General features: G+C 56.4%; 25 protein-coding genes. 6 read left to right on the top strand and 19 right to left on the bottom strand.

Annotation, left to right across the window (positions count from 1 at the left end; translation table 11 throughout):
• Positions 1–13: 13 nt before the first annotated feature.
• From G6L01_RS16510 to G6L01_RS16470, 9 genes are all read right to left on the bottom strand, one after another.
• Positions 14–679 (bottom strand): DUF2161 domain-containing phosphodiesterase, encoded by a 666-nt coding sequence (locus G6L01_RS16510; protein ID WP_070166187.1) that lies wholly within the window; start codon positions 677–679, stop codon positions 14–16.
• 108 nt (positions 680–787) lie between these two features.
• Positions 788–2,131 (bottom strand): bifunctional folylpolyglutamate synthase/dihydrofolate synthase, encoded by a 1,344-nt coding sequence (locus tag G6L01_RS16505; RefSeq protein WP_070166188.1) that lies wholly within the window; start codon positions 2,129–2,131, stop codon positions 788–790.
• 107 nt (positions 2,132–2,238) lie between these two features.
• The gene (gene accD / locus G6L01_RS16500; RefSeq protein ID WP_060718922.1) at positions 2,239–3,159 is read right to left on the bottom strand and encodes an acetyl-CoA carboxylase, carboxyltransferase subunit beta; all 921 of its coding nucleotides are present in this window, start codon (positions 3,157–3,159) and stop codon (positions 2,239–2,241) included.
• Positions 3,160–3,293: 134 nt separating this feature from the next.
• Complete coding sequence (gene trpA, locus G6L01_RS16495) at positions 3,294–4,133, bottom strand: tryptophan synthase subunit alpha (RefSeq protein ID WP_070166189.1); 840 nt, start codon at positions 4,131–4,133, stop codon at positions 3,294–3,296.
• A gap of 1 nt (position 4,134) precedes the next feature.
• Complete coding sequence (gene trpB / locus G6L01_RS16490; protein ID WP_070166190.1) at positions 4,135–5,355, bottom strand: tryptophan synthase subunit beta; 1,221 nt, start codon at positions 5,353–5,355, stop codon at positions 4,135–4,137.
• A complete protein-coding gene (locus tag G6L01_RS16485) occupies positions 5,352–6,026 on the bottom strand; it encodes a phosphoribosylanthranilate isomerase (protein WP_070166191.1) in 675 nt (224 codons plus the stop codon). The genes trpB and G6L01_RS16485 overlap by 4 nt, the downstream gene beginning before the upstream one ends.
• A 41-nt stretch (positions 6,027–6,067) precedes the next feature.
• The gene (locus G6L01_RS16480; RefSeq protein WP_070166192.1) at positions 6,068–6,832 is read right to left on the bottom strand and encodes a M48 family metallopeptidase; all 765 of its coding nucleotides are present in this window, start codon (positions 6,830–6,832) and stop codon (positions 6,068–6,070) included.
• 110 nt (positions 6,833–6,942) lie between these two features.
• Entirely contained in the window at positions 6,943–7,389 is a 447-nt protein-coding gene (locus tag G6L01_RS16475; RefSeq protein ID WP_070166265.1) for a DUF2852 domain-containing protein, read from the bottom strand.
• A gap of 137 nt (positions 7,390–7,526) precedes the next feature.
• On the bottom strand, positions 7,527–8,822 hold the full coding sequence (locus G6L01_RS16470; RefSeq protein WP_070166193.1) for a polyhydroxyalkanoate depolymerase: 1,296 nt from the start codon (positions 8,820–8,822) through the stop codon (positions 7,527–7,529).
• Positions 8,823–9,238: 416 nt separating this feature from the next.
• Here G6L01_RS16470 and G6L01_RS16465 point away from each other — a divergent pair, with 416 nt between their 5' ends.
• Complete coding sequence (locus tag G6L01_RS16465; protein ID WP_070166194.1) at positions 9,239–9,835, top strand: nitroreductase family protein; 597 nt, start codon at positions 9,239–9,241, stop codon at positions 9,833–9,835.
• Between the two features lie 162 nt (positions 9,836–9,997).
• Here the strand turns inward: G6L01_RS16465 and gyrB are convergent, their stop codons facing one another.
• The 5 genes from gyrB to G6L01_RS16440 all read right to left on the bottom strand — a co-directional run bounded on the left by gyrB (position 9,998) and on the right by G6L01_RS16440 (position 15,369).
• Positions 9,998–12,433 carry a DNA topoisomerase (ATP-hydrolyzing) subunit B gene (gene gyrB / locus G6L01_RS16460; protein ID WP_070166195.1) on the bottom strand — a complete coding sequence of 812 codons (2,436 nt, stop codon included), beginning with the start codon at positions 12,431–12,433 and terminating at the stop codon, positions 9,998–10,000.
• Positions 12,434–12,558: 125 nt separating this feature from the next.
• Positions 12,559–12,954: a helix-turn-helix domain-containing protein gene (locus G6L01_RS16455; protein WP_070166196.1), complete on the bottom strand. Its 396-nt coding sequence runs from the start codon at positions 12,952–12,954 to the stop codon at positions 12,559–12,561.
• Positions 12,951–13,529 (bottom strand): Smr/MutS family protein, encoded by a 579-nt coding sequence (locus G6L01_RS16450; RefSeq protein ID WP_070166197.1) that lies wholly within the window; start codon positions 13,527–13,529, stop codon positions 12,951–12,953. Before G6L01_RS16450 ends, G6L01_RS16455 begins: the two co-directional genes overlap by 4 nt.
• Positions 13,529–14,674, bottom strand: coding sequence for a murein transglycosylase A (gene mltA / locus G6L01_RS16445; RefSeq protein ID WP_070166198.1), 1,146 nt, complete (start codon positions 14,672–14,674; stop codon positions 13,529–13,531). The genes G6L01_RS16450 and mltA overlap by 1 nt, the downstream gene beginning before the upstream one ends.
• A complete protein-coding gene (locus G6L01_RS16440) occupies positions 14,671–15,369 on the bottom strand; it encodes a Tim44/TimA family putative adaptor protein (RefSeq protein ID WP_070166199.1) in 699 nt (232 codons plus the stop codon). Before G6L01_RS16440 ends, mltA begins: the two co-directional genes overlap by 4 nt.
• A gap of 121 nt (positions 15,370–15,490) precedes the next feature.
• Between G6L01_RS16440 and G6L01_RS16435 the strand changes: the two genes are divergently transcribed.
• Complete coding sequence (locus tag G6L01_RS16435) at positions 15,491–16,024, top strand: FxsA family protein (RefSeq protein ID WP_070166200.1); 534 nt, start codon at positions 15,491–15,493, stop codon at positions 16,022–16,024.
• 79 nt (positions 16,025–16,103) lie between these two features.
• Positions 16,104–16,565 carry a protein-export chaperone SecB gene (gene secB, locus G6L01_RS16430; protein ID WP_070166201.1) on the top strand — a complete coding sequence of 154 codons (462 nt, stop codon included), beginning with the start codon at positions 16,104–16,106 and terminating at the stop codon, positions 16,563–16,565.
• 78 nt (positions 16,566–16,643) lie between these two features.
• Here the strand turns inward: secB and dnaQ are convergent, their stop codons facing one another.
• The 5 genes from dnaQ to G6L01_RS16405 all read right to left on the bottom strand — a co-directional run bounded on the left by dnaQ (position 16,644) and on the right by G6L01_RS16405 (position 20,345).
• Positions 16,644–17,354: a DNA polymerase III subunit epsilon gene (gene dnaQ / locus G6L01_RS16425; RefSeq protein WP_070166202.1), complete on the bottom strand. Its 711-nt coding sequence runs from the start codon at positions 17,352–17,354 to the stop codon at positions 16,644–16,646.
• A 101-nt stretch (positions 17,355–17,455) separates the two neighbouring features.
• Positions 17,456–18,043, bottom strand: coding sequence for a dephospho-CoA kinase (gene coaE / locus G6L01_RS16420; protein WP_070166203.1), 588 nt, complete (start codon positions 18,041–18,043; stop codon positions 17,456–17,458).
• Complete coding sequence (locus G6L01_RS16415; RefSeq protein WP_070166204.1) at positions 18,040–18,900, bottom strand: shikimate dehydrogenase; 861 nt, start codon at positions 18,898–18,900, stop codon at positions 18,040–18,042. The genes coaE and G6L01_RS16415 overlap by 4 nt, the downstream gene beginning before the upstream one ends.
• On the bottom strand, positions 18,893–19,492 hold the full coding sequence (locus G6L01_RS16410) for a Maf family nucleotide pyrophosphatase (protein ID WP_070166205.1): 600 nt from the start codon (positions 19,490–19,492) through the stop codon (positions 18,893–18,895). Before G6L01_RS16410 ends, G6L01_RS16415 begins: the two co-directional genes overlap by 8 nt.
• 31 nt (positions 19,493–19,523) lie before the next feature.
• A complete protein-coding gene (locus G6L01_RS16405; RefSeq protein ID WP_070166206.1) occupies positions 19,524–20,345 on the bottom strand; it encodes a pyruvate, water dikinase regulatory protein in 822 nt (273 codons plus the stop codon).
• A gap of 400 nt (positions 20,346–20,745) precedes the next feature.
• On the opposite strand from G6L01_RS16405, the gene hemE reads away from it, so the two are divergent.
• The 3 genes from hemE to rho all read left to right on the top strand — a co-directional run bounded on the left by hemE (position 20,746) and on the right by rho (position 23,788).
• The gene (gene hemE, locus G6L01_RS16400) at positions 20,746–21,786 is read left to right on the top strand and encodes a uroporphyrinogen decarboxylase (RefSeq protein WP_071206651.1); all 1,041 of its coding nucleotides are present in this window, start codon (positions 20,746–20,748) and stop codon (positions 21,784–21,786) included.
• 1 nt (position 21,787) lies between these two features.
• Positions 21,788–22,327 carry a protoporphyrinogen oxidase HemJ gene (hemJ, locus tag G6L01_RS16395; RefSeq protein WP_070166208.1) on the top strand — a complete coding sequence of 180 codons (540 nt, stop codon included), beginning with the start codon at positions 21,788–21,790 and terminating at the stop codon, positions 22,325–22,327.
• A gap of 195 nt (positions 22,328–22,522) precedes the next feature.
• A complete protein-coding gene (gene rho, locus G6L01_RS16390; protein WP_015917602.1) occupies positions 22,523–23,788 on the top strand; it encodes a transcription termination factor Rho in 1,266 nt (421 codons plus the stop codon).
• Positions 23,789–23,874 lie beyond the last annotated feature (86 nt).

The following is a 23,874-nucleotide window of genomic DNA, read 5'->3' as shown; positions in this document are numbered from 1 at the left end:
TCTATTTCAAAAGTTAAATCGAGTGTGATCCCCCCTGCGGCCACCGCTTCAGCGCGTCTTGCCCTGCCTCCGTCAACCCATAAACCCCACGCTCGACCCGCTCAAACCACCCATAAACATTGGACAGCAGAATCTTCCCGGCATCCGGGACCGCTTTGCGCACATCGCCAACCCGCGTCGGCCCGGCGAGAAGAATTGCGGCACAGGCAAGGGCGTTCTGGCGGTAGGCGGTCATCACAGGCATTCGGGTGCTGCCACCAAGGGCCGGGTCGCCGCGCCGGGTCTGGTGTTCGCGCATCAGGCGGGAGCGTCGTTTCGGATTTGTGCGTGGCATGGGAGAAACGGAGCCGACGATGATGCTGACGTCACCGTTGGCGGACACGCCGAGCATGCCGATGCCTAAGCGGCGGCAGAGGTCGCGGTAGCGCTTGTCGGCCTCCCGCCCCCTGCCCTTGGCCGAGATTTTCGCGGCAATCCAGACCTCGTCGGATATCGCTGCCCGGTCTACGGCCTGGAGGATGAGTTCCAGATTGAAACTCAGTTTCAGTTCGCAGACCACCACGACGGATGGATCGTCGGCGCTCAGGCCCACGAGATCACAGCCGCCGATTTCGCCTTTGACGGTATAGCCTGCTTTTTCGAGAAACGATTTCACAGGTAGATAAAGGGATGTTTCCATGGGGATCGCGCATTGGGCCGGAGAATCACTCGGCCACCCTATAGTGATGCCGATGGGGAAACATCGTTTATCGCAATGTCAGGCAGGATATGACGCAGGACGCAAACGCTATCTCGGCGGCGTGCCATTATCCGCCAGCACATTGCCGACCACATAAAGCGAGCCACCAATCAGGATTCGCGGGGCGATCTCTTCTGCATTAACCCGGCTACGGATCGCCTCCAGCGCTTCCGCGACCGATGAGACAGGCTCTGCTGGAATTCCGGCATCGTAGGCAGAACTAGCCAGCGCCACCGGGTCCAAGGCGGCGTCGGTGCCGCGGATTGGCACGGTGAAGGCCTGGATGGCCAAGCCTTCAAACGCTTTGAAATAGCCGAGCGGGTCCTTGGTGTTGAGCATGCCGGTGATCAGGTAGAGCGGGCGGGACTGGCGTTCTTCAAAGCCTGCCATGGCCTCGGCAATCACTTCACCGGCACCGGGATTATGGCCACCATCCACCCAGATTTCGGCGCCTTTTGGCGCGTGGTCCAGCAACACACCTTCCGTCAGCCTTTGCAGGCGGCCTGGCCATTCGACGCTGTGCATCGCCGTTTCAGCCATGGCTTCGGTCACGGTAAAACCAGCGGAGCGCACGGCGCGGATGGCAGCTGCGGCATTGGCGAACTGATGACGGCCCGGAAGCTTTGGCAGGGGCAGATCCATCAGGCCGGTTTCATCCTGATAGACCAGCCGTCCATGTTCCTCAAAGGCCAGATAATCCTGGCCGAATACCGAGAGCGGGCAACCCAAACGCTCGGCAATATCCACAAGCGCCTCGCGGGCGGCGGCAAATTCCTGATGGCCGATCACCACCGGTCGCCGTCTTTTCATGATCCCGGCTTTCTCAGCTGCAATCAACTCCACCCGATCACCCAGATAGGCCTGATGGTCAAAAGAGATCGGCATGATGACGGACACAGCAGGCCGGTCCACCACATTGGTGCAATCCAGCCGCCCACCCATGCCGACTTCCATGATGACCGCATCAGCGGGAATTTCAGAAAACAGCAGGAAAGCGGCAGCCGTCAAAATTTCAAAAACCGTGATATGCCGGCCCGCATTGGCGACCGCCACTCGTCTCAAGGCATCGGCCAGCAATCCGTCTTCAACAATTTGCCCTTTGCCGCCTTTAACGCCAATCCGGTAGCGCTCGTGCCAATTGACCAGATGCGGGGACGTGTGAACATGAACGGCAAGGCCGCCTGCTTCCAGCAGCGCGCGGGAAAAGGCGCTGACGGAGCCTTTGCCATTGGTGCCAGCCACATGGATCACTGGCGGCAACTTGTCCTGTGGATTGCCGAGCACTTCGAGCAAGCGCCGCATACGCTCCAGGGTCATGTCAAAACCCTTGGGATGCAGTTGCATCAATTCATTGATGACCTGTTCAGCCTGGCTCAGCGTATTCTCTATCATAGTGCGGTTCCAGGCTTGCAAGTCGTTTTAAGGGCCGGAAGCAGTAAACTGCTCCCGGCTTTAAGCATGTCATCCGGCGATTGCCGTCAGTATATCACCCAAAGCGATCAGGCGGAAACGGCGCGCGAGGCCTCAATGACCGACAAGGTCTTGTCGTCATTGGCACCAACGACCGTTGCCGGTTGTCTCGTCAGGATTTTCAGGGTGCGGGCCAGGGTCGCTGGAATATCGTGACGCTTGACCACCATATCGACCATGCCGTGCTCCAGCAGATATTCCGAGGTCTGGAATCCCTCCGGCAGCTTTTCGCGGATGGTTTGCTCGATCACGCGCTTACCAGCGAAGCAGATTTCGGCACCCGGCTCAGCGATATGCAGGTCGCCCAGCATGGCATAGGAGGCCGTAACCCCGCCCGTGGTCGGATTGGTCAGCACGACGATGTAAGGCAGGCCTGCTTCCTTCAGCATATCGACGGCAACCGTGGTGCGCGGCAATTGCATCAGCGACAGGATGCCTTCCTGCATACGCGCGCCGCCCGAAGCCGGGAACATCACCAGCGGGCATTTCTCAGCAATGGCCCGCTCGAATGCCTTGACGATGGCCTCACCGGCAGCAATGCCGAGCGAACCGCCCATGAAGTTGAATTCATGTACGACGGCCACCAGCTTCAAGCCTTCGACCGTGCCTAGACCGGCGACAATCGTGTCTTCCTGCTCGGTCTTGGTGCGACTATCCTTCAGGCGGTCGCTGTATTTCTTCGAATCGCGGAACTTCAGCGGGTCCTGCGCCACTTTCGGCTGGGCGAAAGCTTCGTACTTGCCGCCATCAAAAAGATCGGCCAGCCGTGCCTTGGCGGGCATTTTCATATGATAACCGGAAGCGGGAACAACCCATTTGTTCTCTTCCAGATCCTTATGAAAGACCATTTCGCCGGTTTCGGGGCACTTGATCCAGAGATTGTCCGGAACATCGCGACGGCCCAGCATGGAATTGATGCGGGGGCGAACGTAATTGGTAATCCAGTTCACTTTGAATACTCCTTGATCGAGCACTTCCAGGATCGGCAGGCCGGCATCCGAAAAGGCTGAAAACAGACAATCAGGAAGAGGTGGAGCCCGCTCAGGCTCCGCGTCTTCCAAGGCAATAGCCCATTTTAGAAGGACTATTGCGCAGCCGCAAGCCGAGCGGTCTGGACGCCGCTAGCCAGCCCACGCACTAGGGTTACCACCGATTGCACGGTATCCGCCGTTGCCTTATCATCCTTGGTCAGGCTCAGTGCGACCTGATTGACGATAGCCGTGCCGACCACGACGCCATCGGCGCTGGCCCCAATCAGCCTTGCATGTTCCGCCGTCTTCACGCCGAAGCCAACGCAGATCGGCAGATCGGTATGGGCCTTGATCCGCCCGACAGCACCGGCAACCTTAGACGGATCAGGCAAAGCCGAGCCGGTAATACCGTTCATCGACACATAATAGACGAATCCAGAGGTGTTTTGCAGCACCATCGGCAGACGCTTCTCATCCGTGGTCGGTGTCGCCAAACGGATGAAATTGATGTCGCGCTGGCGCGCTGGCAGGCACAATTCATCATCCATTTCCGGTGGAAGATCGACGACGATCAAGCCGTCGATACCAGCTTCCAGCGCGTCATCCAGAAATTTTTCGACGCCATAGACATAGATCGGATTGTAATACCCCATCATGACGATCGGCGTAGCCTGATCGCCCTTGCGGAATTCCCGCGCCATATCCAGGGTTTTTACCAAGGTCTGCCCGGCCTTCAGGGCGCGCTGACCGGCCATTTGGATGGCAGGACCATCGGCCATCGGGTCGGAAAACGGCATTCCAAGCTCGATCACATCGGCACCAGCCTGCGGCAGCGCCTTCATAATCGCCAGCGACGTTTCGAAATCCGGATCGCCGCCCATGAAATAAGTGACGAGAGCCGGACGGCCCTCTTCCTTCAGATCGGCGAACCGCTTGTCCATACGCTGCGTCATATCAGAGCCCCATTCCCAAAATCTTGCCGACCGTGAAGATGTCCTTGTCGCCGCGTCCGCAGAGGTTCATCAGGATGATCTCGTCCTTGCCCATTTTGGGAGCGCGCTTCATCACCTCGGCCAGGGCGTGGCTGGGTTCCAGAGCCGGAATAATGCCTTCGGTGCGGGTCAGAAGCTGGAAAGCCTCCAGCGCTTCGGTATCCATGATCGGCACATATTCGACACGGCCCATATCCTTCAACCAGGAATGTTCCGGACCGATACCCGGGTAATCAAGCCCGGCGGAAATCGAATGGCCATCCTTGATCTGCCCGTCGCTGTCTTGCAACAGATAGGTGCGGTTGCCATGCAGGACGCCGGGAGAACCAGCTGTCAGCGAGGCGCAATGCTCATTGCCATCCAGCCCCTTGCCGCCAGCCTCGACGCCGATCATCCGCACGCTCTCATCATCGAGGAACGGATGGAACAGTCCGATGGCGTTCGAGCCACCGCCGACCGCTGCCACCAGCATATCCGGCAGGCGGCCTTCAGCAGCCATCATCTGCTCGCGGGATTCCTTGCCGATCACCGACTGGAACTCGCGGACCATTTCCGGATAGGGATGCGGACCAGCAGCCGTGCCGATCATGTAATAGGTATCATCGACATTGGTGACCCAGTCGCGCAGGGCCTCGTTCATCGCATCCTTCAAGGTGCCATGACCTGAACTCACGGGGCGGACTTCCGCGCCTAGCAGCTTCATGCGGAACACGTTCGGCGCCTGACGCTCCACATCCGTGGCGCCCATATAGACGATGCAGGGCAGGCCGAAGCGGGCTGCGACCGTGGCCGAGGCCACGCCATGCTGACCAGCACCGGTCTCGGCGATGATCCGGGTCTTGCCCATGCGCTTGGCCAACAGGATCTGGCCGAGACAATTGTTGATCTTGTGCGAACCGGTATGGTTTAACTCGTCGCGCTTGAAATAGATCTTGGCGCCACCAAGTTCCGCCGTCAGCCGCTCGGCGAAATAGAGCGGGCTCGGACGCCCGGTATAATGGGTGTTGAGGTGATCGAGTTCAGCCTTGAAGCTGGGGTCGGTCTTGGCATTTTCCCATTCTGCTTGCAGATCGAGGATCAACGGCATCAAGGTTTCGGCCACGAAGCGGCCGCCGAAAATGCCGAAACGGCCATCTTCATCCGGCCCGGACCGGAAGGAATTCGGGATTGGGTTCTGGTTCACTGTACACTCCCTGAAACCGGCGCTGTGGCCGTTGCCAGCCTGACGGCGGCGAAGAACTGATCCATCCGTTCGAGATCCTTGACGCCCGGCGCGCTTTCGACGCCGGAAGATACATCCAGGCCTCGCGCTCCCGTTTCGGCAAGGGCTTGCCCGACATTGTCCTTGTTGAGCCCACCCGAAAGCATGTAATCGACCTCTGCGTCAAGATCGCGCAGCAGACGCCAATCGAAGGTGACACCATTGCCGCCCGGCAGATCGGAGCCTTCAGGCGCCTTGGCATCCAGCAGAAAACGGTCTGCTATCCCTATATAGGCATCAATCTGCAAAAGATCAGCGGGTTCTCGGATGGAAAACACCTTCATGACTGGAAGACCGTAGAGCGCCTTGATGGTCAGCACCTGTTGCGGGCTTTCGTGGCCATGCAATTGCAGGATATCCGGCTTCAGCAGATACACAATATCATCAAGGTCGTCAGTGTCTGCATCAACGGTGACGGCAACGATCTTCGCCCTGCCCCGCGCCTTTTCGGCAATGCGTCCGGCGATATCGGGTTCGATATGTCTTGGGCTTTTCTCAAAGAAGATGAAGCCGACATGAGTAGCGCCAAGGGTCACGGCCTTTTCGACGGCTTCCTCGGTCTTCAATCCACAAATTTTGACATCAGGTTTCATGTCAGCGAAGTGACATGAAATCGGCTCGGAGTCGAGCCAAATCAGTCAAAATCGAGGGCATGCAGTTCCGATCCATGCCGCTTCAACCAGGTCTTGGCCTCGTCCATGCCGGGGCAGAGACGTTTGCACAGTGCCCAGAATTGCGGGCCGTGGTTCATTTCCTTTAAATGCGCCACCTCATGGGCGGCAAGGTAATCGATCACCGAGGGCGGCGCCATGACGATGCGCCAGGAAAAGCTTAAATTGCCATCCCAGGAGCAGGAGCCCCAACGGCTACGCGTATCCTTCAGCGCCAGGCTTTTTGCCGGCTTGCCCAACCGTCCGGTATGGATGGCGACCAACCGCTCCAGATCGTGCCGCGCTTCCTTTTTCAGAAAGGCTGACAACCGCCGACCGGCATGTTCCGGGAGGCCGCTGATGCGGATTACCGGCTCGCCATTCTCCATCTGCACCTGGGTCACGCCGCGCAGCTGCCCGGTATGCTCGATACGATGCGCAACGCCGCGCAGCGAGATCATGCCCCCTGCCCTGACTTTCGTATCATCGGAAAAGCGTGCCAGTTTGTTTTCCAGCCAGCCGCGATGCCGCTCGATAAAATCGTTGACGTCGCCTTGGCGCACCCCTTTGGGAATGGTCATTTTCAGGCCCCGGCCACCGGGCTCGATCCGCAGGGTGATGCGGGTGGCGCGAAGGTTTTCGCGAATGGCAAGCGGCACCGCGCGCCCGGCCACAATCAGCTCGCGGCTTTCCGGCACTTTCGGCTTTTTTGCCACTCTGGTCGGGCTTCGCAAAAACAAGGGAAACATCTGCGTCTTTTACCTGATTCGCTCCAGTCGTAGCCTTATATCGCTTATCGAGAGCCATAAAAAAGGCCGAGATCCAAAAGGATCTCGGCCTTTGCAAAATCATGTGACGGTCAGTCCTGAGTGAAGGTCTGGACATCGCTGCCGCGCTCATCCCGGCGGCTGGCATTGCGCTGGTTCATGAAGCGGTTGAATTCATCCTGATCCTTGGCGCGCTGCAATTCTAGGACATAGGCCTCGAATTCCTCACGCATTTCTTCAAGCTTGCGACGTTCCTGCTCGATACGCTCCAGTTCTGCGACACGCCATTCATCGAAGGCGAGATTACCACTGGAGGCGCTAAAGCGGTTGCGATTGCGTGAGCGGCGGCTGCCGCAGCATTTTGAAAACATGGCGTCCATAGCCTCATTTGCGTTCCGTTTCGATGTGCGGAAGCGATCGCCCCATAAAATATAGGCAAGCATGGCAAGGCCAAGCGGCCAGAAGATCACGAAGCCGAGCACCATCATGGCAATCGTCGCAGGCGTCCAGCCCGGACGCAGCAATGCTGATTGGTTCATTCCATTATCCTCGTTGTGTCCGGCAAGCACCATGCGACCGGACATATTCGAGATGGGAATGGCGGATACAACCTTCAAGCATCCGTCATTTTCAATTTGCTAAAGCACTCGAAAAATTCGGGAAATTCGAATCTCGCTTAGGTCGATTTTCCGCCCTTTATCACCCGCTTCACCATCGTCGCCCGCTTTACCGCCGAGGTCGGTTGATTGGAATGCTGCTTGGCAAAAGCAACGATACGCGGTGCGATCTCACGACGGAACCGAGACCCGGTGAAGACGCCGTAATGGCCGACATCCGGCTGCATATAATGCATGCGCTTGTTATCGGCGAGATTGGTGCAGAGCGTCTGTGCCGCCTTTGTCTGGCCGACGCCGGAAATATCGTCGTTCTCACCTTCGACCGTCAAAAGCGCCACATTGCGGATGGCGCCGCAATCGACCGGTTTGCCACGATGCATCAGCTCACCCTTTGGCAGGGAATGCCGCATGAACACGGATTCCACCGTTTGCAGATAGAACTCAGCTGTCAGGTCCATGACCGACAGATATTCATCATAGAATTCCCGGTGCTTTTCGGCGGAATCGCCGTTGTTCTTCACCAGATGCACATAGAAATCTTTCTGGGCAATCATATGCCGATCGAGATTCATCGACATGAATCCAGAAAGCTGAAGGAACCCAGGATAGACGGGCCGCATGAAGCCCGGCTGTGGCCAGGGAACGTTCATGATGACGTTTTCCTCAAACCATTCAATCGGCTTGTTCTTGGCCAGCTCATTAACGGCGGTCGGATTGATGCGCGTATCGATCGGCCCACCCATCAATGTCATGGAGGATGGCACGAATTCATCGTTTTCGGCCTCCATCCGGGCCACAGCTGCCAAAACCGGAACAGAGGGCTGGCAGACGGCGACAAGGTTGGTGTTTGGGCCAAGATGATGCAGGATCTCGATCACATAGTCGACATAGTCATCGAAGTCGAAAGTCCCGTCCGTCATCGGTACCATGCGGGCATCGATCCAGTCCGTGATATAGACATCAGCACTGGGCAGCAGCGCTTCGACAGTGCCGCGCAGCAAGGTGGCGTAATGTCCTGACATCGGCGCGACGATCAGGATTTTTGGGTCGTCACTCCGGGGCTGGGTCAGGCTCCGGTTGAAATGAATGAGATTGCAGAACGGCTTGGACCACGTGACTTCCTCGGTGATCTTCACAGGCGATCCGTCGATCACCGTGGTCGGAAGACCAAATTCGGGCTTGCCGTAGTGTCGCGTGCTGCGTTCGATCACCTCGAAGCCTGCGGCCATTGTCCGACCGATAACGGTATGGGTAAGCGGGTTTAGCGGATTACGAAAGGCCAGACGCATGGCATCTGCCGTGGCACGCAAAGGAGCCATGGCTGCGTGATTCATTTCATACAGTTGATAAAACATCGATGCGATCCGCCTCTTCCCTGTTGTCACTCATCCAAAGCTAAACTGGACCAGTCGAGCCAAGGTTCCGGCCGGAATTCAAAGGGGTAAAGAAATTGCTTAGCTCCACCACTATCCAACCTTTGACCAGATAGTATGCACAGAAACCTTTATACTTCATAGATTTTATTGCGCGAATCCGCCCATGGGATTTCACACCTTGACAAAGAAGTGATGGGGCTTTCCGGTGCTTTTCGGCCATGGTTGCTACACCTTGCCGGTTGCGGTCACACACCCTATGTGCCGCGAAGAGGTTTGGTCAGGTGTTTCGCAACTGAGCCGTAAACTCAGCTAACGGTCTTAGGACAGTTCTTCTGAACGCGAATGCGGACCTTGGCCTTCCTTGTTTCGAGACTTCCACATTTTGAGGTTTGATAATGACAAGCAGCAATCATCGTAATGCCACCCATGACATTCACCCGATCTTCCTCGATCGCTGGTCGCCCCGCGCCTTCACAGGCGAGACCATGAGCAAAACCGAATTGCTGACCATTCTTGAAGCAGCGCAATGGGCACCCTCGGCTTTTAACTATCAGCCCTGGCGCTTCGTCTATGCTTTGAAGGGTGACGATCATTTCGATGCCTTGCTGGGTGCCTTGGTCGAATTCAACCAAGGCTGGGCCAAGAATGCCTCCGCTCTGGTTTTCGTCATTTCCGATACGCTGAGCCGCTCGCCCGACGGCTCCGCGCCGAAGCCTTCGCGCAGCCACAGCTTCGATGCCGGTGCTGCCTGGGGTTATCTGGCACTTCAGGCCATCCATTCCGGCTTCCATGCCCACGGCATGACCGGCGTGGATTTCGACAAGGCCGCCAACGTGCTTGGTGTTCCCGCCGATTTCCATATCGAGGCCGCCGTTGCGATTGGCAAGCTGGGGGATAAATCGATCCTGCCGGAAGGCTTGCAGGCGAAGGAAGTCCCCAATGACCGCAAACCACTGGAAACCGTGGTTTTTGAGGGTAAATTCAAGGCCTGAACGGCTATTCGGAAGGGTCAGTGAAATGATCCTTCCTTTTTCAGCGCCGTCCACCAAAAAGGATTGCGCGGTGCTGTAAGGCCGAATGTTTCACGTGAGTCACGAAAAAGGCCGTGCTTTTTACAAAGCACGGCCTTTTTATTTTACTACCTGTGAGGTCCGTCAAATGTCCAGATTGGCGACATTCAGGGCGTTTTCCTGGATGAAATCGCGGCGCGGTTCCACCTCATCGCCCATAAGGCGGGAGAACAGGCTATCGGCATCGGTAGCGTCATTGACCCGGACCTGCAACAGCGAGCGCACATTCGGATCGAGCGTGGTTTCCCACAGCTGCTCGGCGTTCATCTCGCCAAGACCCTTATAGCGCTGCATGGACAGACCCTTGCGACCGAAGGAGAACACGGCATCCAGCAGGTTGCGCGGACCGGAAATGGTCTGCTGACCATCCTTGCGGGTCAGGACCGGCGGTTGGCCATAGATATCGTTCAAGCGGGTGGCGAGCTGGTCGATATGGCGGGCGTCTGACGAACCGATCAGCGCCACATCCAGCGCCGCCACTTCCTTGACACCACGCACCATGCGCTCGAAGCGCAGGCCGCCCTCTTCGGTCACGAAGCCTTCCCAGCCCCGTTCGGTTTCCTCGGCAATCAGGTCGAGACGCTTGGCGACTTCCGCCGCCGTCTGCTCGGCCCGTTCACGGTTGGCGGTCAGTTCGTGATTCAATGCGCCGACAACGGCAGCCTGTTCCACGACATTGCGATTGTAGCGCGAATGCAAGCCATCGATCAGGCTGCGCAGCCGCAGCGCGTCCTGCACCACTTCGCGCAGATCCTGGCCGGCGCGTACTTCGCCGCTGCCGAGCTTCAGCGAAGCATCGTCGAGGCCCATGCCGATCAGATATTCTTCCAGCGCCTTTTCATCCTTCAGATACTGAATGGATTTACCGCGTGTGACCTTATAGAGCGGCGGCTGGGCGATATAGAGATGGCCGCGCTCGATCAGTTCCGGCATCTGCCGGAAGAAGAAGGTCAGAAGCAAGGTGCGAATATGCGCGCCGTCGACGTCAGCATCGGTCATGATGATGATCTTGTGATAGCGCAGCTTGTCGGCATTGAACTCGTCCTTGCCGATCGACGTGCCAAGCGCGGTAATCAGCGTGCCGATTTCCTGGCTGGACAACATCTTGTCAAAGCGGGCGCGTTCCACATTGAGGATCTTACCGCGCAGAGGCAGGATCGCCTGACGCTCACGCGAACGGCCTTGCTTGGCGGAACCACCAGCCGAGTCACCCTCGACGAGGAAAAGTTCGGATTTGGCCGGATCACGCTCGGAGCAGTCGGCAAGCTTGCCGGGCAGCGAGGCAATATCCAATGCGCCCTTTCGGCGAGTCAGTTCGCGCGCCTTGCGGGCGGCTTCGCGGGCGACGGCAGCTTCCACCACCTTGCCCACCAGGATCTTCGCTTCGGTCGGATGTTCCTCGAACCAGGTGCTTAGCGCTTCGTTGACCAGGCTTTCGACCACGGGCCGCACTTCCGACGAAACCAGCTTGTCCTTGGTCTGCGACGAGAATTTCGGATCGGGGACTTTGACGGACAAAACAGCCGACAAGCCTTCACGGCAGTCTTCGCCCTGAAGTGTAACCTTTTCCTTCTTGGTGATGCCGGAACTGTCGGCATAAGAAGTGATCTGGCGGGTCAGCGCACCGCGGAACCCGGCCATATGCGTGCCGCCATCGCGCTGAGGGATGTTGTTGGTGAAGCACAGCACATTTTCATGATAGCTGTCATTCCACCACATCGCCACTTCGACGGTAATGCCGTCTTTCTCGCCGCGAATGGCGACGGGATTGCTGACCAGCGGCTTTTTCGAGCGGTCGAGATAGCGCACGAAGGCTTCGAGGCCGCCGTCATACAGCATTTCTTCCTGGCGGATATCGGACTTGCGTTTGTCAGTCAGCAGAATGCGCACGCCGGAATTGAGGAAGGCGAGCTCGCGCAGGCGATGCTCCAGCGTTCCATAATCGAACTCGACCTGGGTAAAGGTTTCCGTGCTGGGCAGAAAGGTGATCTCCGTGCCGGAGCGGCCTTCATAATCGCCAGTCACGGCCAGCGGCGCATCAGCAACGCCATGGGTGAAGCTCATTTCATGAACCTTGCCATGACGGCGGATCTTCATGGAGAGCTTGACGGACAGCGCATTGACCACAGAGACGCCAACGCCGTGCAGACCGCCGGAGACCTTGTAGGAATTCTGGTCGAACTTACCACCGGCATGAAGCTGGGTCATGATGACTTCGGCAGCCGAAATGCCTTCGCCGGTATGGATGTCGGTGGGAATACCGCGTCCATTGTCGGTCACGGACACTGAGCCATCTGCGTTCAACGTCACCGTGACGATATCGGCATGACCGGCGAGCGCCTCGTCAATAGCGTTGTCGACAACTTCATAGACCATATGATGCAGGCCGGACCCATCGTCCGTATCACCGATATACATGCCGGGACGTTTGCGGACAGCATCGAGGCCTTTCAGCACCTTGATGGAGTCAGCACCATAGGCAGTGCTGGCGGCATTTGCTTCATCGGTTGTTTCAGTCATTCAGCGATCTTTCCAGTGTCATAAGCAATATGCGTGGCCGCAACAAAAATTATGGCGAATCACACACGTTGGCACTTTCCGACTATAGGGATTTTGCGGCGACTTCCAAATCGCAGCCATGAAATTCAGCAGGCTTCCACGGGATTTCCAGGGTTTTGACGGTCCCGCTCGCTTCTGCTCAGGAGTGCGTTGAGATCTTCTATCACATCGGGCGACAAGGTGCGAATCATCCCTGCAAGCCGGTTGGCAAAAGCGGTATGGGCGGCAGGCAGACCAGCGGTATCCACCGTCACCCTGGGATGGGAAAGGCCCGCTATTGCAAACAGGTCATCGGCCTCATCCCAGATGATATTGAAATAGCCGGCGATGCGTTGCAAGAGGTCGAAACTCGGCTTGCCGCGCCGTCCATGCTCGAGCGCCGAAAGATAGGCAGGCGTCACGCCAATTGCCTTGGCCATGTCCTTCTGGCTCACGCCCTTGCGCTCACGAAGTCCACGCACCGCATCGCCGAAGGGGGTCATTGTCCATCCCCGCCAATTCTCTCTCCGCCCCGGCGCGCCAGACGGACATAAAGAGCGCCCTCCCCGCCATGATGAGGAGCCGCTGGCTCATGAGAGGAAATCAGGTAACGGAATTCCGGCTTGGAAAACCACAGCGGCACTGCCCGTTTCAAGGCGCCTTCGCTGCCCATCGAACTGCCCTTGCCGGTGATGATCAAGACGTGGCGAAGTCCACGCTCATGGGCGCGCACCAGAAATTCCAACAGGATCGCATGGGCCTCGCTCTGGAACAGTCCGTGCAGGTCGATGCGGGCCTCCAGCTTGAGCTTGCCACGCGACAGCTTGCGCTTGACAGGACGCTCCAGCGGATGGTGGAGGCCGGAGGGCTTCTTCGGCTCAGGCTTTGCGGCGGAACTTTCCAGCGAGGCACGCATGGCGGCAAGGCCGGGTTCCAACACTTTAGACGCTTCCAACTCCGTCAAGGCGTCTTCAAAAGCGGTCAACTCTTCCAGACGACCGGCCATGGGGCGGGTAGTGCGTGCCACCTTGCCCCACAAAATACGGTCTTCCGTACTGATCCTGTCCCTGCCCGCCATCAACCAAACCTCGACTCGACCCTTTTAGCGGCCTGTTTCGGGATCAGGATATAGAAATCCGCGTCGTTGCGCACCGCCCCGGCAAGATTTCCTGCTTCATCGCCAGAGCCGGTAAAGATGTCGCCGCGCGCCGGTCCGACAATCGCCGAGCCCGTATCGAGCGCCAGCATCAACCGCGCAAAAGGCTTGCCGCTATCCAAACCCGGTGGATCTTGTGACGTCAAAGTTTGAGAATGAATGAAAAACGGAAAGCCGAATGTATGGATCGTCCGGTCTACCGCCAGGGATCGTCCCGCCACCAATGGCACTTTCGCCGCCGCGATCGGGCCGCGTAACAGGTCACCAACTTCGGCTTCGCGGAAAAAAATATAGGAGCGATTGTGCCACAAGACGTCATCGACCTGATCGGGATGAGACGCGAGCCAGGCGCGGATCGCCTGCATCGACATCGCCTCGGCAGCAATTTCACCGCGCTTCAGCAGCAATCCGCCGATGCCGGAAAAAGGATGGCCCGCCTTGGCGGCATAGGTAATCCGCCCAACCCGCCCGTCAGGATAACGCAGCCGTGCGGCACCCTGGACATGGACGAAAAACACATCGACTTTCGATTTCGCCCAGGCGATTTCCAGCCCGCGTCCCTGCAGAAAGCCTTGGTCAATGGCCTGACGATCCGGATAATAGGTCGCGCCGTCATCGTTCTTCAGTCCAAAAACATAGGACGGATCGATATTTCCAGGCCGGCTTTGATCATCAAGATCGATCAAATCGTCAGGTCGGCGGTAAAAGGGAAAGCGGTAGAGATCGTCGGGATGATCGGAAACCTCGATATCAGGCTCATAAAAAGCCGTAACGAAACCCGCCTTCCCATCCGTGCGCACCACACGAAAAACCTGGCATTCGGTTTCCAGCAGGCGCCGCAATGCGTCGCCGTCTGCTCGTGGTAAGGCCGCTGCCTTTTCAAGCAGCGGCATAAGATCTTGTGCGGTCAAGCCCAACTGGCCGGGTCGGTAAGGCTTGACCGTGGTCAGATAATCCAGGCAATCGGCCATGGCCGGCAAAAGCGCCGAGGGATCATCCGCGTCCCAACCGAGGAGTTGGTCGAAACCAACAGGCTCCAGCCGAAACTTCGTCGCTTCACCACTCATTGGTCGGATTCGGTAGCGATCAGCTTCCAGTTCGGATCGCGTGAGCGCGTGTCGCGAGCAAAGGTCCAGATATCGTTGACATCGCCAACCGATTCCGCATCGCCCTCGATCACTGCGCCTTGACTGTCATAGGTCGCGGAAATCAACTGGCTGACGAGGCGGACAGTGATCTGCACTTCCTGGCCTCGGACTTCCGCACCGGTGATTTCCGCCTTGTCGATACCAACAAAGGTTGACTTCATCACTTCGCCGCGCTGCTCGCGCTCCGTAATCGCCGCATCGAAACCGTCATAGACCTCACGCGACAGCAGATCCTTCAAGCTCTTCCTGTCGCCAGCGGCAAAGGCCGTGACGATCATTTCATAAGCCATGCGCGCACCGTTGAGGAATTCCTTCGGCACAAAGCTCGGATCAAGCTCCACGACCTGGCGCAATTGCTGGTTCAGCGGGGTGCCAACCGGGGCATAGGCGTCGATTGCCGTCTGGCGTTCCTCGCCATCGGCCTCGTCGCGTCGGGGTAAAGTCACGACCCGCGCATCTTCCGCTGCTGGAGATGTAGCATCCGGACGTCCAGCGAAAGGGTCTTTCGGTGGCTTTTCATTGCCAGTGCGACGTCCCAATACGCTGCGCAGCTGCCAGAAAATCAAGACCGCAGCCACCAGAAAGAAGAGAGTCACAAAATCATTAGAACCCATTGCCACCGCACCGCTGTTTAATTTGAAGCTTTCTCACTCCATATAGTCTGCCTGGATGCTGCATTCAAATAGCCTACGTCACTTCTTTAGGTTCTCACGATAATCGTTTAAAGGAAACCAAATGCGACTGACCGCCCTTTTCCTGTTGCTACTGCCTTTGATGGAGATCGCCGGCTTTGTCCTGGTCGGACAATGGCTGGGTGTTCTGCCCACGCTGGCGCTGGTGATCGGCTCCAGTCTGTTCGGCCTGCTGGTGCTCAGGAGCCAGGGGATCAGTCTCGCCCAACGCCTGCGCCGTCCGCGTTCTGGCGACCCGGAACGAGCGGCCAAGGGCGTCCTGAGTGGCACGGCACAGATGTTCGGCGGATTGCTGCTGATATTGCCGGGCTTCATCACCGATATTCTCGGCCTACTGCTCCTGGTGCCAATGGTCCGCTCTGCGCTTTGGAAGATCATCAGCCCAAGACTTGTCTTTGTACAGCGCGCCGGGCGGGGGCCTGGTTGGCAACAAGGGCCAGGCGGGCCGTCGTCATCAGGACCAGGCCCGGCAAAAGCGGAGGACATCATCGATCTCGATGAAAAGGACTATCAAAGGCACAATCCCAACGGCTCCTCACGCTGGACCCGGTTGCCAGGGGATGACGGCAAGAGATGACCTGTAGGGGCGAAAGGCTTGTAAGGCCCACCTTGAAATGATAGATGGCCTCGAACCATAAAAGCCTTGAGGAACCCCAATGGCCAATGAAAACAGCAATGGGACGGAGAGCCCGTCCCTGAATATCCTTGCACAATATATCAAGGATCTGTCCTTCGAAAATCCGGGTGCGCCGCGCTCGCTCCAGGCCCGGGACAAGGCCCCTTCGATCAATATCAATGTCAATGTCAACGCCAACCCGCTGTCGGACAATGATTTCGACGTGGTCCTGTCGTTGACCGCCGAAGCGCGTGATGACGATAAAGTGGTTTTTGCAGCCGAACTGGTTTATGGCGGCGTTTTCCGCATCACCGGTTTCCCGCAGGAGCATATGCTGCCGGTGTTGTTCATCGAATGCCCGCGCCTGCTCTTCCCGTTTGCGCGCCAGATCATCGCCGATGCAACGCGCAATGGCGGTTTCCCCCCACTGATGATCGACCCGATCGATTTTGCACAGATGTTTGCCCAGCGCTTTGCCGAGGAACAGGGTCGGGTCAACTGATCCTTGCGTCATCCCGCTCTTTTTCGAGCACAAAAAAGCCCGGTCGATCCGGGCTTTTTTTATCGAATGCGATGGCAGTTATTCGCCTTGATTGTAATGCGCCCAGATCGCCTTCTGGCCGAGCCGCTTGACGAGAGCTGCGTGGCGCTCCTGTTCGCCCTCGGTTAGACGCGGCGCCATTGTTTTCGGACGGGCAGCAATTTCCACCGTCACATTGCTATCCTGCGTGCGAGATCGCTTGTCGCTGTTTCCCGACTGCTCAAGACCGAAGGTCGCCTGGCGACCGCCCAGCATTTCGATATAGACTTCAGCCAGGAGTTCGGAGTCGAGCAAGGCGCCATGCTTGGTGCGATGAGAATTGTCTATGCCATAGCGTCGGCAAAGCGCATCGAGCGAGTTTGGACCCATCGGGTGTTTGCGCCGCGCCAGAGACAGGGTATCGACGACATGCTCCGGCCCGACCGGCGGACGACCCAACCGCTCGAACTCGGCATTGATAAAGCCCATGTCGAATGTGGCATTATGCGCCACCCATTTCGCGCCATCGAAAAACGCCACCAGATCCTCGACAATATCGGCGAAGACCGGCTTATCCTTCAAAAACTCAGGTGTAATGCCGTGAACCGCCAAGGCATCCGGGTGAATGGCCCGGTCGGCAGGATTGATATAAACATGAAAACTGCGGCCGGTCGGGAAATGATTGAACAATTCGATGCCACCGATTTCAATCACCCGGTCCAGCTTGCTTTCCAGACCGGTGGTTTCCGTATCGAATACGATTTCCCGCATTATTGCTCCAGTTGTTTGGCTTTGTATTTTGATTTTGCTGCTGGCAGATCGCCATTCCAGACGCCACGCCATTTTCCGACGAAAACTCTGGTGGTTTGATGTCAGGTTTCCCCTCGTAGGGTTGAAACAATGGCTTTCACCTGTGTCTGTGCCACCTTAAGGCCTTGTCCGGTGTCAATCACGAAATCCGCGCGGGCCCGCTTTTCAGAATCCGGCATCTGCCGCGACAAAACCAGTGCCAGCTTTTCTTCGTTCCAGCCTGGTCGCGCCAAAACCCTACGCCTTTGTGTATCGGCATCGCAACTGACCACAACGACCTTATCAAGTCGTTTTTCTCCGCCGGTTTCAAACAGCAGCGGAATATCGAAAACAACCAGATCGGCGCCCGCCAATTCCTGATCGTCCAGAAAGTCCTGTTGCTTGTCACGCACCAGTGGGTGAACGATTGCCTCGAGTTGTTTAAGCTTACCCGGATTCTGAGCCAGAGTCCGACTGAGAACCTCTCGATCCACAACGCCAGAAACAACCGCTTCAGGAAACACCGCGCCGATCGGAGCGACCGCATCACCCCGGTACAAGTCATGCACGGCGGCATCCGCATCATAGACCGGCACACCTTCCTGGCGAAAGAAATCTGCCGTCGTTGTCTTGCCCATGCCAATCGAGCCGGTCAGACCAATGCGGATCATGGCTGCTTCTCCAGATCGGCAATCAACAACTGCCGCAAATCATCCGTCACCTGTGGCCGGACGCCGAACCATTTTTCAAATCCCGGTACGGCCTGATGCAAAAGCATGCCCAGACCATCCACCGTGGCAAAGCCCGCCGCCCTCGCCTGCCGCAGCAGACCGGTTTCCAACGGCGTGTAGACGATATCCGTTACCAAAGCGCCGGGAGAAAGCTTGTCCCAGTCGATTAGTGGAACATCTTCGCCATTCATACCCAGAGACGTGGTGTTGACCAGAAGTTCCGCGCTCAGCAAAACATCCTGCAACTCCTCTCTTCCATGCGCCTGGACGGCAGCACCAAAATGATCTGCCAGATCCTGCGCTCGCGCCAGGGTCCGATTGACCACATGAACATGCTGCAATCCGCGATCCAGCAGTCCCTGGATGATCGCCCGACTGGCACCACCGGCCCCCAGCACAACAGCCTTGCGAGCCTTGTCCCAGCCCGCATATCCCTGATCCAGATTGGCTAGAAAACCGTAAACATCGGTATTGGTGGCATGAATAAGCCCATTTTCAAGCCAAAGCGTATTGGCAGCCCCAAGCTGCCTCGCCACCATGTCAGGAACATCTGCTATCTGAAAAGCAGCCTCTTTATGCGGAATGGTAATGTTACCACCGAGATAGCGGGTCTTGCCTGTTTTCAGTCTGGCGAAGAAATCTGCGATGTCTGCCGGCTCAATCTCTAGTTTCTCATAGCCACCCGCGAGACCGTGCTGCTGAAGCCAATATCTATGGATAACAGGCGAACGCGAATGCTTGATTGGATAGCCGGCAACAAAGGCGCCCTTCAGAAATGTTTCACGTGAATCATGCATGCACAATATCCAATTCGCGCAGTTTCTCCATCAGAGGCAAAAGCGGCACGCCGACGATGGTAAAATAATCCCCGACGATATCCGAAAACAACTGCACGCCCAAGCCTTCAATCTGGTAGCCACCAACGCTTTTCAGAATCGCCTCACCTACCCGATCGAGATAATCGTCCAGAAACGTCTCACTGAATATCCGCATCGTCATCCGGGCCTGGGAGACATGCCGCCAGATCACCTCACCCTGTTTCGCCAGTGCCAGCGCGCTATAAAGCACATGGGTTTCACCCCGCAGGCTGAGCATTTGGTGACGAGCCGAGAGGAGATCCTTTGGCTTGTGATAGATCCGTTCGCCCAGAGCCAAAACCTGATCGCCACCGATCACAAGACCGCCTTGCGCCTGGCGGCTCACGGCCAAAGCCTTTTCGCAGGCCAATACCTGTGCCAGTTCTAGCGGCGACAGGTGCTGATGCTCGGCCCGACTTTCGATTTCGCGTTCATCGATATCGGGTGCCATAGCCGTGAAGCGCAAACCAGCCTGCTCCAGCAATTGCCGTCGGAAAGGGCTGGTCGATGCAAGAATAACGGGAATTGTCATGATTGCCTCAACTTTAAAAAACCATCCGGCATTAGCGCGGCTTGGCACGCAGCGCAATGATTGCCGCCGCTGTCTCTTCAATTGATCGCCGCGTCACATCGATCACCGGCCAATTATGACGCGCACATAGCGAACGGGCATATTTCAATTCTTCTGCAATGCTCGCCCTGTCCGTATAATCGCTTGGATCGAAGCCGCTGACAGTGCCCAATTCACGATGGCCCCGAACTTGTGAAATCCGATCAGACGTCGCGATCAATCCAACGATCAATGGCCCTTTTGCTGCGAGCAGCGATTCGGGTAAGGGCGAATCTGGCACGATAGGGATATTGGCGGTCTTAATACCACGATTGGCAAGATAGATACTGGTCGGGGTTTTCGAGGTACGACTGATCCCGACCAGAACGACATCCGCTTGATCGTAATCCTCGGCCATCTGGCCGTCATCGTGATCCATGGTGTAATTCAGCGCCTCGATACGCGCGAAATAATCCGCATTCATCACATGCTGTGCACCGACACGCCGACGCGCCAGTGGACCAAGATAGGCCTGAAACGTCCCGATAACGGGCTCAAGCACGTTCACGCTGGGTACACCGATCTCGATACAACGCCGGTCGATGAAGTCCGCCAGTTCTGGATCGACGATTGTGTAAAGAACGATACCGGGCTCCTTATCGATCGATTGGAGCACAGCATCGGCCTGCCGACGGTTCCGCACCAGTGGATAGACATGCTCGATCGGATTGGAATGCTGAAACTGAACCGCTGCTGCCCGTCCAGCCGAGATCAGGGTTTCTCCCGTTGAGTCAGAAATGAGGTGCAGATGAAAGAAGTTTTTTCTGTTCTCCACGCTATCCTGACCCTGCTGTTGATAGACCTGTAGAAAGCGACCTCGTTTTCCCCCTGGCTTTTCGCCCTGGGGATATCAGCCGGTTTTTCCACAGCACTAACCCGTTCAGCGTCGTTTTCACAGGCCCTGTGCATAAGGTGGTTGATTTTTATCTGTTCAGCTCATCTCCCCACTCTATCCACAGGCCGCTCTATTCGTTAATCTAACTTTATCAATTTGATTTTTATCGATTTTTTTCACAATCACGGCACAATTATCCCAATTACCTGCAACCCATTCCCCACCGCATGCGTTGTCACCCTAAAACATCGTTAATCTGTGCACTGTCTTTAACCCTTGCTACTCACAGACTCTTAGAAATAGAAAAAAGAAAAATCTCTCTTTTTATAATTTGAAAGGCATGACTTTGAGCGCCGAAAACCGTAAAGTCCTGAAAGTGCTTGAAGGCCAGAGCCTTTCACCACCGCCAATCTGGCTGATGCGTCAGGCTGGCCGTTATCTTCCCGAATATCGTCAAACGCGGGCACAGGCCGGAAGTTTCCTCGATCTCTGTTATTCACCGGAACTGGCGACGGAAGTGACGCTCCAGCCAATCCGTCGTTACGCATTCGATGCTGCCATTCTGTTTTCCGACATTCTCGTCATTCCCGATGCCTTGAATCGAAACGTCACCTTCACCGAAGGCAAAGGCCCTGAAATGACGCCGATCACCGCCGATGAGATTATGGCTTTACCCGACCAATCGGTTTTCCCGCATCTGAACCCGGTGATCGAGACAGTGTCCAGGTTGCGCCAGACATTGCCGGATGAAACCACTTTGCTCGGATTTTGCGGTGCCCCCTGGACCGTCGCAACCTATATGATTGCCGGCCACGGCACCCCGGACCAGGCCCCAGCCCGCCTGTTTGCCTATCGTCATCGCCAGGCTTTCTTACGGCTTCTGGATTATCTCGCCGATCTTTCTGCCGAATATTTAGAGGCTCAGATCGATGCTGGTGCAGATGCCGTGCAAATCTTCGATTCCTGGGCTGGGGTGTTGGGAGAAGAGGAATTTGCGGATTTTTGTGTCAAGCCGGTCAAACGGATCATCGATAAACTGCGCCTCAGCCGTCCCGATGCGAAAATCATCAGTTTTGCGAAAGGTGCCGGTATGCTGCTGAAGGATTACCGCCGGCAGACCGGATCTGACGCAATCGGACTGGACTGGAGTGTGCCTTTGTCCTTCGCGGCCGAGTTGCAAAAGGACGGACCTGTTCAGGGTAATCTCGATCCGATGCTGGCGGTTGCCGGTGGCCAGGCGATGCGTGATGGCATAGACAGGATATTGGATCGGCTCGGGACTGGTCCGCTGATCTTCAATCTAGGCCATGGCATCACCCCGCAAGCCGATCCGGAAACGGTGCGAGAGCTCGTACAGCATGTCAGGCAAAGGGTGCAATGAGATGAATGGCAGGCAAAGCGGCGAAACAGCCGGGAAGACCGCACGCCTGCGGGCCTTGGTGGCCCTTGCAATTTTTTGCCTGATCGTGATTGCCTTGTTTTGGGCTGGCCCTGATCAATCCTATCTCTGGATAAAGGCCCTGCATGTCATCGCGATCATCTCCTGGATGGCAGGCCTGCTCTATATGCCTCGGCTCCTGATCTACCATTTCGATGCGCCGAAGGGATCGCTTCAGGCCGAGACATTTGCGGTTATGGAGCGTCGCCTGATGAATGTGATCATGCGTCCTGCCATGGCCCTGTCCTGGATTCTGGGTCTTTATCTCGCTTGGTCGGTTTTTGGATTCCAAGGTGGATGGCTGCATGCAAAACTGGCTGCGGTTGTTTGTCTCACCCTCGCTAACGAATATCTAGGCATGGCCACAAAGTCTTTTGCCAAAGGCGAATATTTGAAAACCCCGCGATTTTGGCGGGCTTTCAATGAAATTCCGACAGTCCTGATGATCGTGATTGTCATTCTGGTCATTGTAAAACCCTTCTAAAGCGGGGTTCCCACTGACAAGTTGACCGAAATGTGAATGAAATTTCCGCCGCCTCTTGCGGCGCGCCCTATGAATCGCTATTTTCCCGCTACCCCTCTTCATGGCATGCATTTCTCGTATTCGCCGGTTTCGCTGGCAGAACCGAATTTATCCCCCGCACGCCTTCCCCAACAGTTTTAAATTATGGTCCCCTTCATGGCTGAAATGAAGCTACAAGAACTCAAGAGCAAATCGCCAACCGATCTGCTGGCCTTTGCGGAATCGCTTGAGGTCGAAAATGCCAGCACGATGCGCAAACAGGAATTGATGTTTGCCATTTTGAAAATGCTGGCCAGCCAGGATGTCGAGATCATTGGTGAAGGCGTTGTCGAAGTCCTGCAGGATGGTTTCGGTTTCATGCGCTCAGCCAATGCCAACTATCTCCCGGGCCCGGACGACATTTATATTTCGCCATCGCAGATCCGTCGGTTCTCGCTGAAAACCGGTGATACCGTTGAAGGTCCGATCCGCGGACCCAAGGAAGGCGAACGTTATTTCGCGCTGCTGAAAGTCAATACGATCAATTTTGAGGATCCGGAAAAGATCCGCCATAAGGTTCACTTCGATAACCTGACGCCGCTCTATCCGAATGAGCGGTTCAAGATGGAACTGGAGATCCCAACCTCCAAGGATCTTTCCTCGCGGGTCATCGATCTGGTTGCACCACTGGGCAAAGGCCAGCGTGGTTTGATTGTTGCGCCGCCGCGGACCGGTAAGACTGTCCTGCTCCAGAATATCGCGCATTCCATTACCGCAAATCATCCAGAATGCTATCTGATCGTTCTTCTGATCGATGAACGTCCTGAAGAAGTGACGGATATGCAGCGCTCGGTTCGGGGCGAAGTTGTTTCCTCGACCTTTGACGAGCCGGCGGTGCGCCACGTTCAGGTCGCTGAAATGGTCATTGAGAAGGCCAAGCGGCTGGTTGAGCACGGTCGTGACGTTGTCATCCTGCTCGATTCCATTACTCGCCTTGGCCGCGCCTATAACACCGTCGTTCCCTCTTCCGGCAAGGTCCTGACGGGTGGTGTGGATGCCAATGCGCTGCAACGCCCCAAGCGCTTCTTCGGTGCCGCCCGTAATATCGAAGAAGGTGGATCGCTGACGATTATTGCAACGGCATTGATCGACACTGGCAGCCGTATGGACGAAGTGATCTTTGAAGAGTTCAAGGGCACTGGCAATTCCGAAATCGTGCTTGACCGCAAGGTTGCCGACAAGCGTATCTTCCCGTCCATGGATATTCTGAAATCCGGAACGCGTAAAGAAGACCTGCTTGTGCCGCGTCAGGATCTTCAGAAGATCTTTGTTCTTCGCCGGATTCTCGCCCCAATGGGAACAACCGATGCAATCGAATTCCTGATCGACAAATTGAAACAGACCAAGACCAATGGCGATTTCTTCGAGTCGATGAATACCTGATCGCTATCGCGTTCTTAAGCTGGATTCATAGTTACAACCTCCGACCGAAAGGTCGGGGGTTTTGCATTTGAGGCACACTGTGGATT

It is taken from the genome of Agrobacterium vitis, from assembly GCF_013337045.2.
GTDB classification, from domain to species: Bacteria; Pseudomonadota; Alphaproteobacteria; order Rhizobiales; family Rhizobiaceae; genus Allorhizobium; species Allorhizobium vitis_B.
Note: the sequence above shows the minus strand (reverse complement) of the source record. Positions and strands in the feature narration are given on the sequence as shown.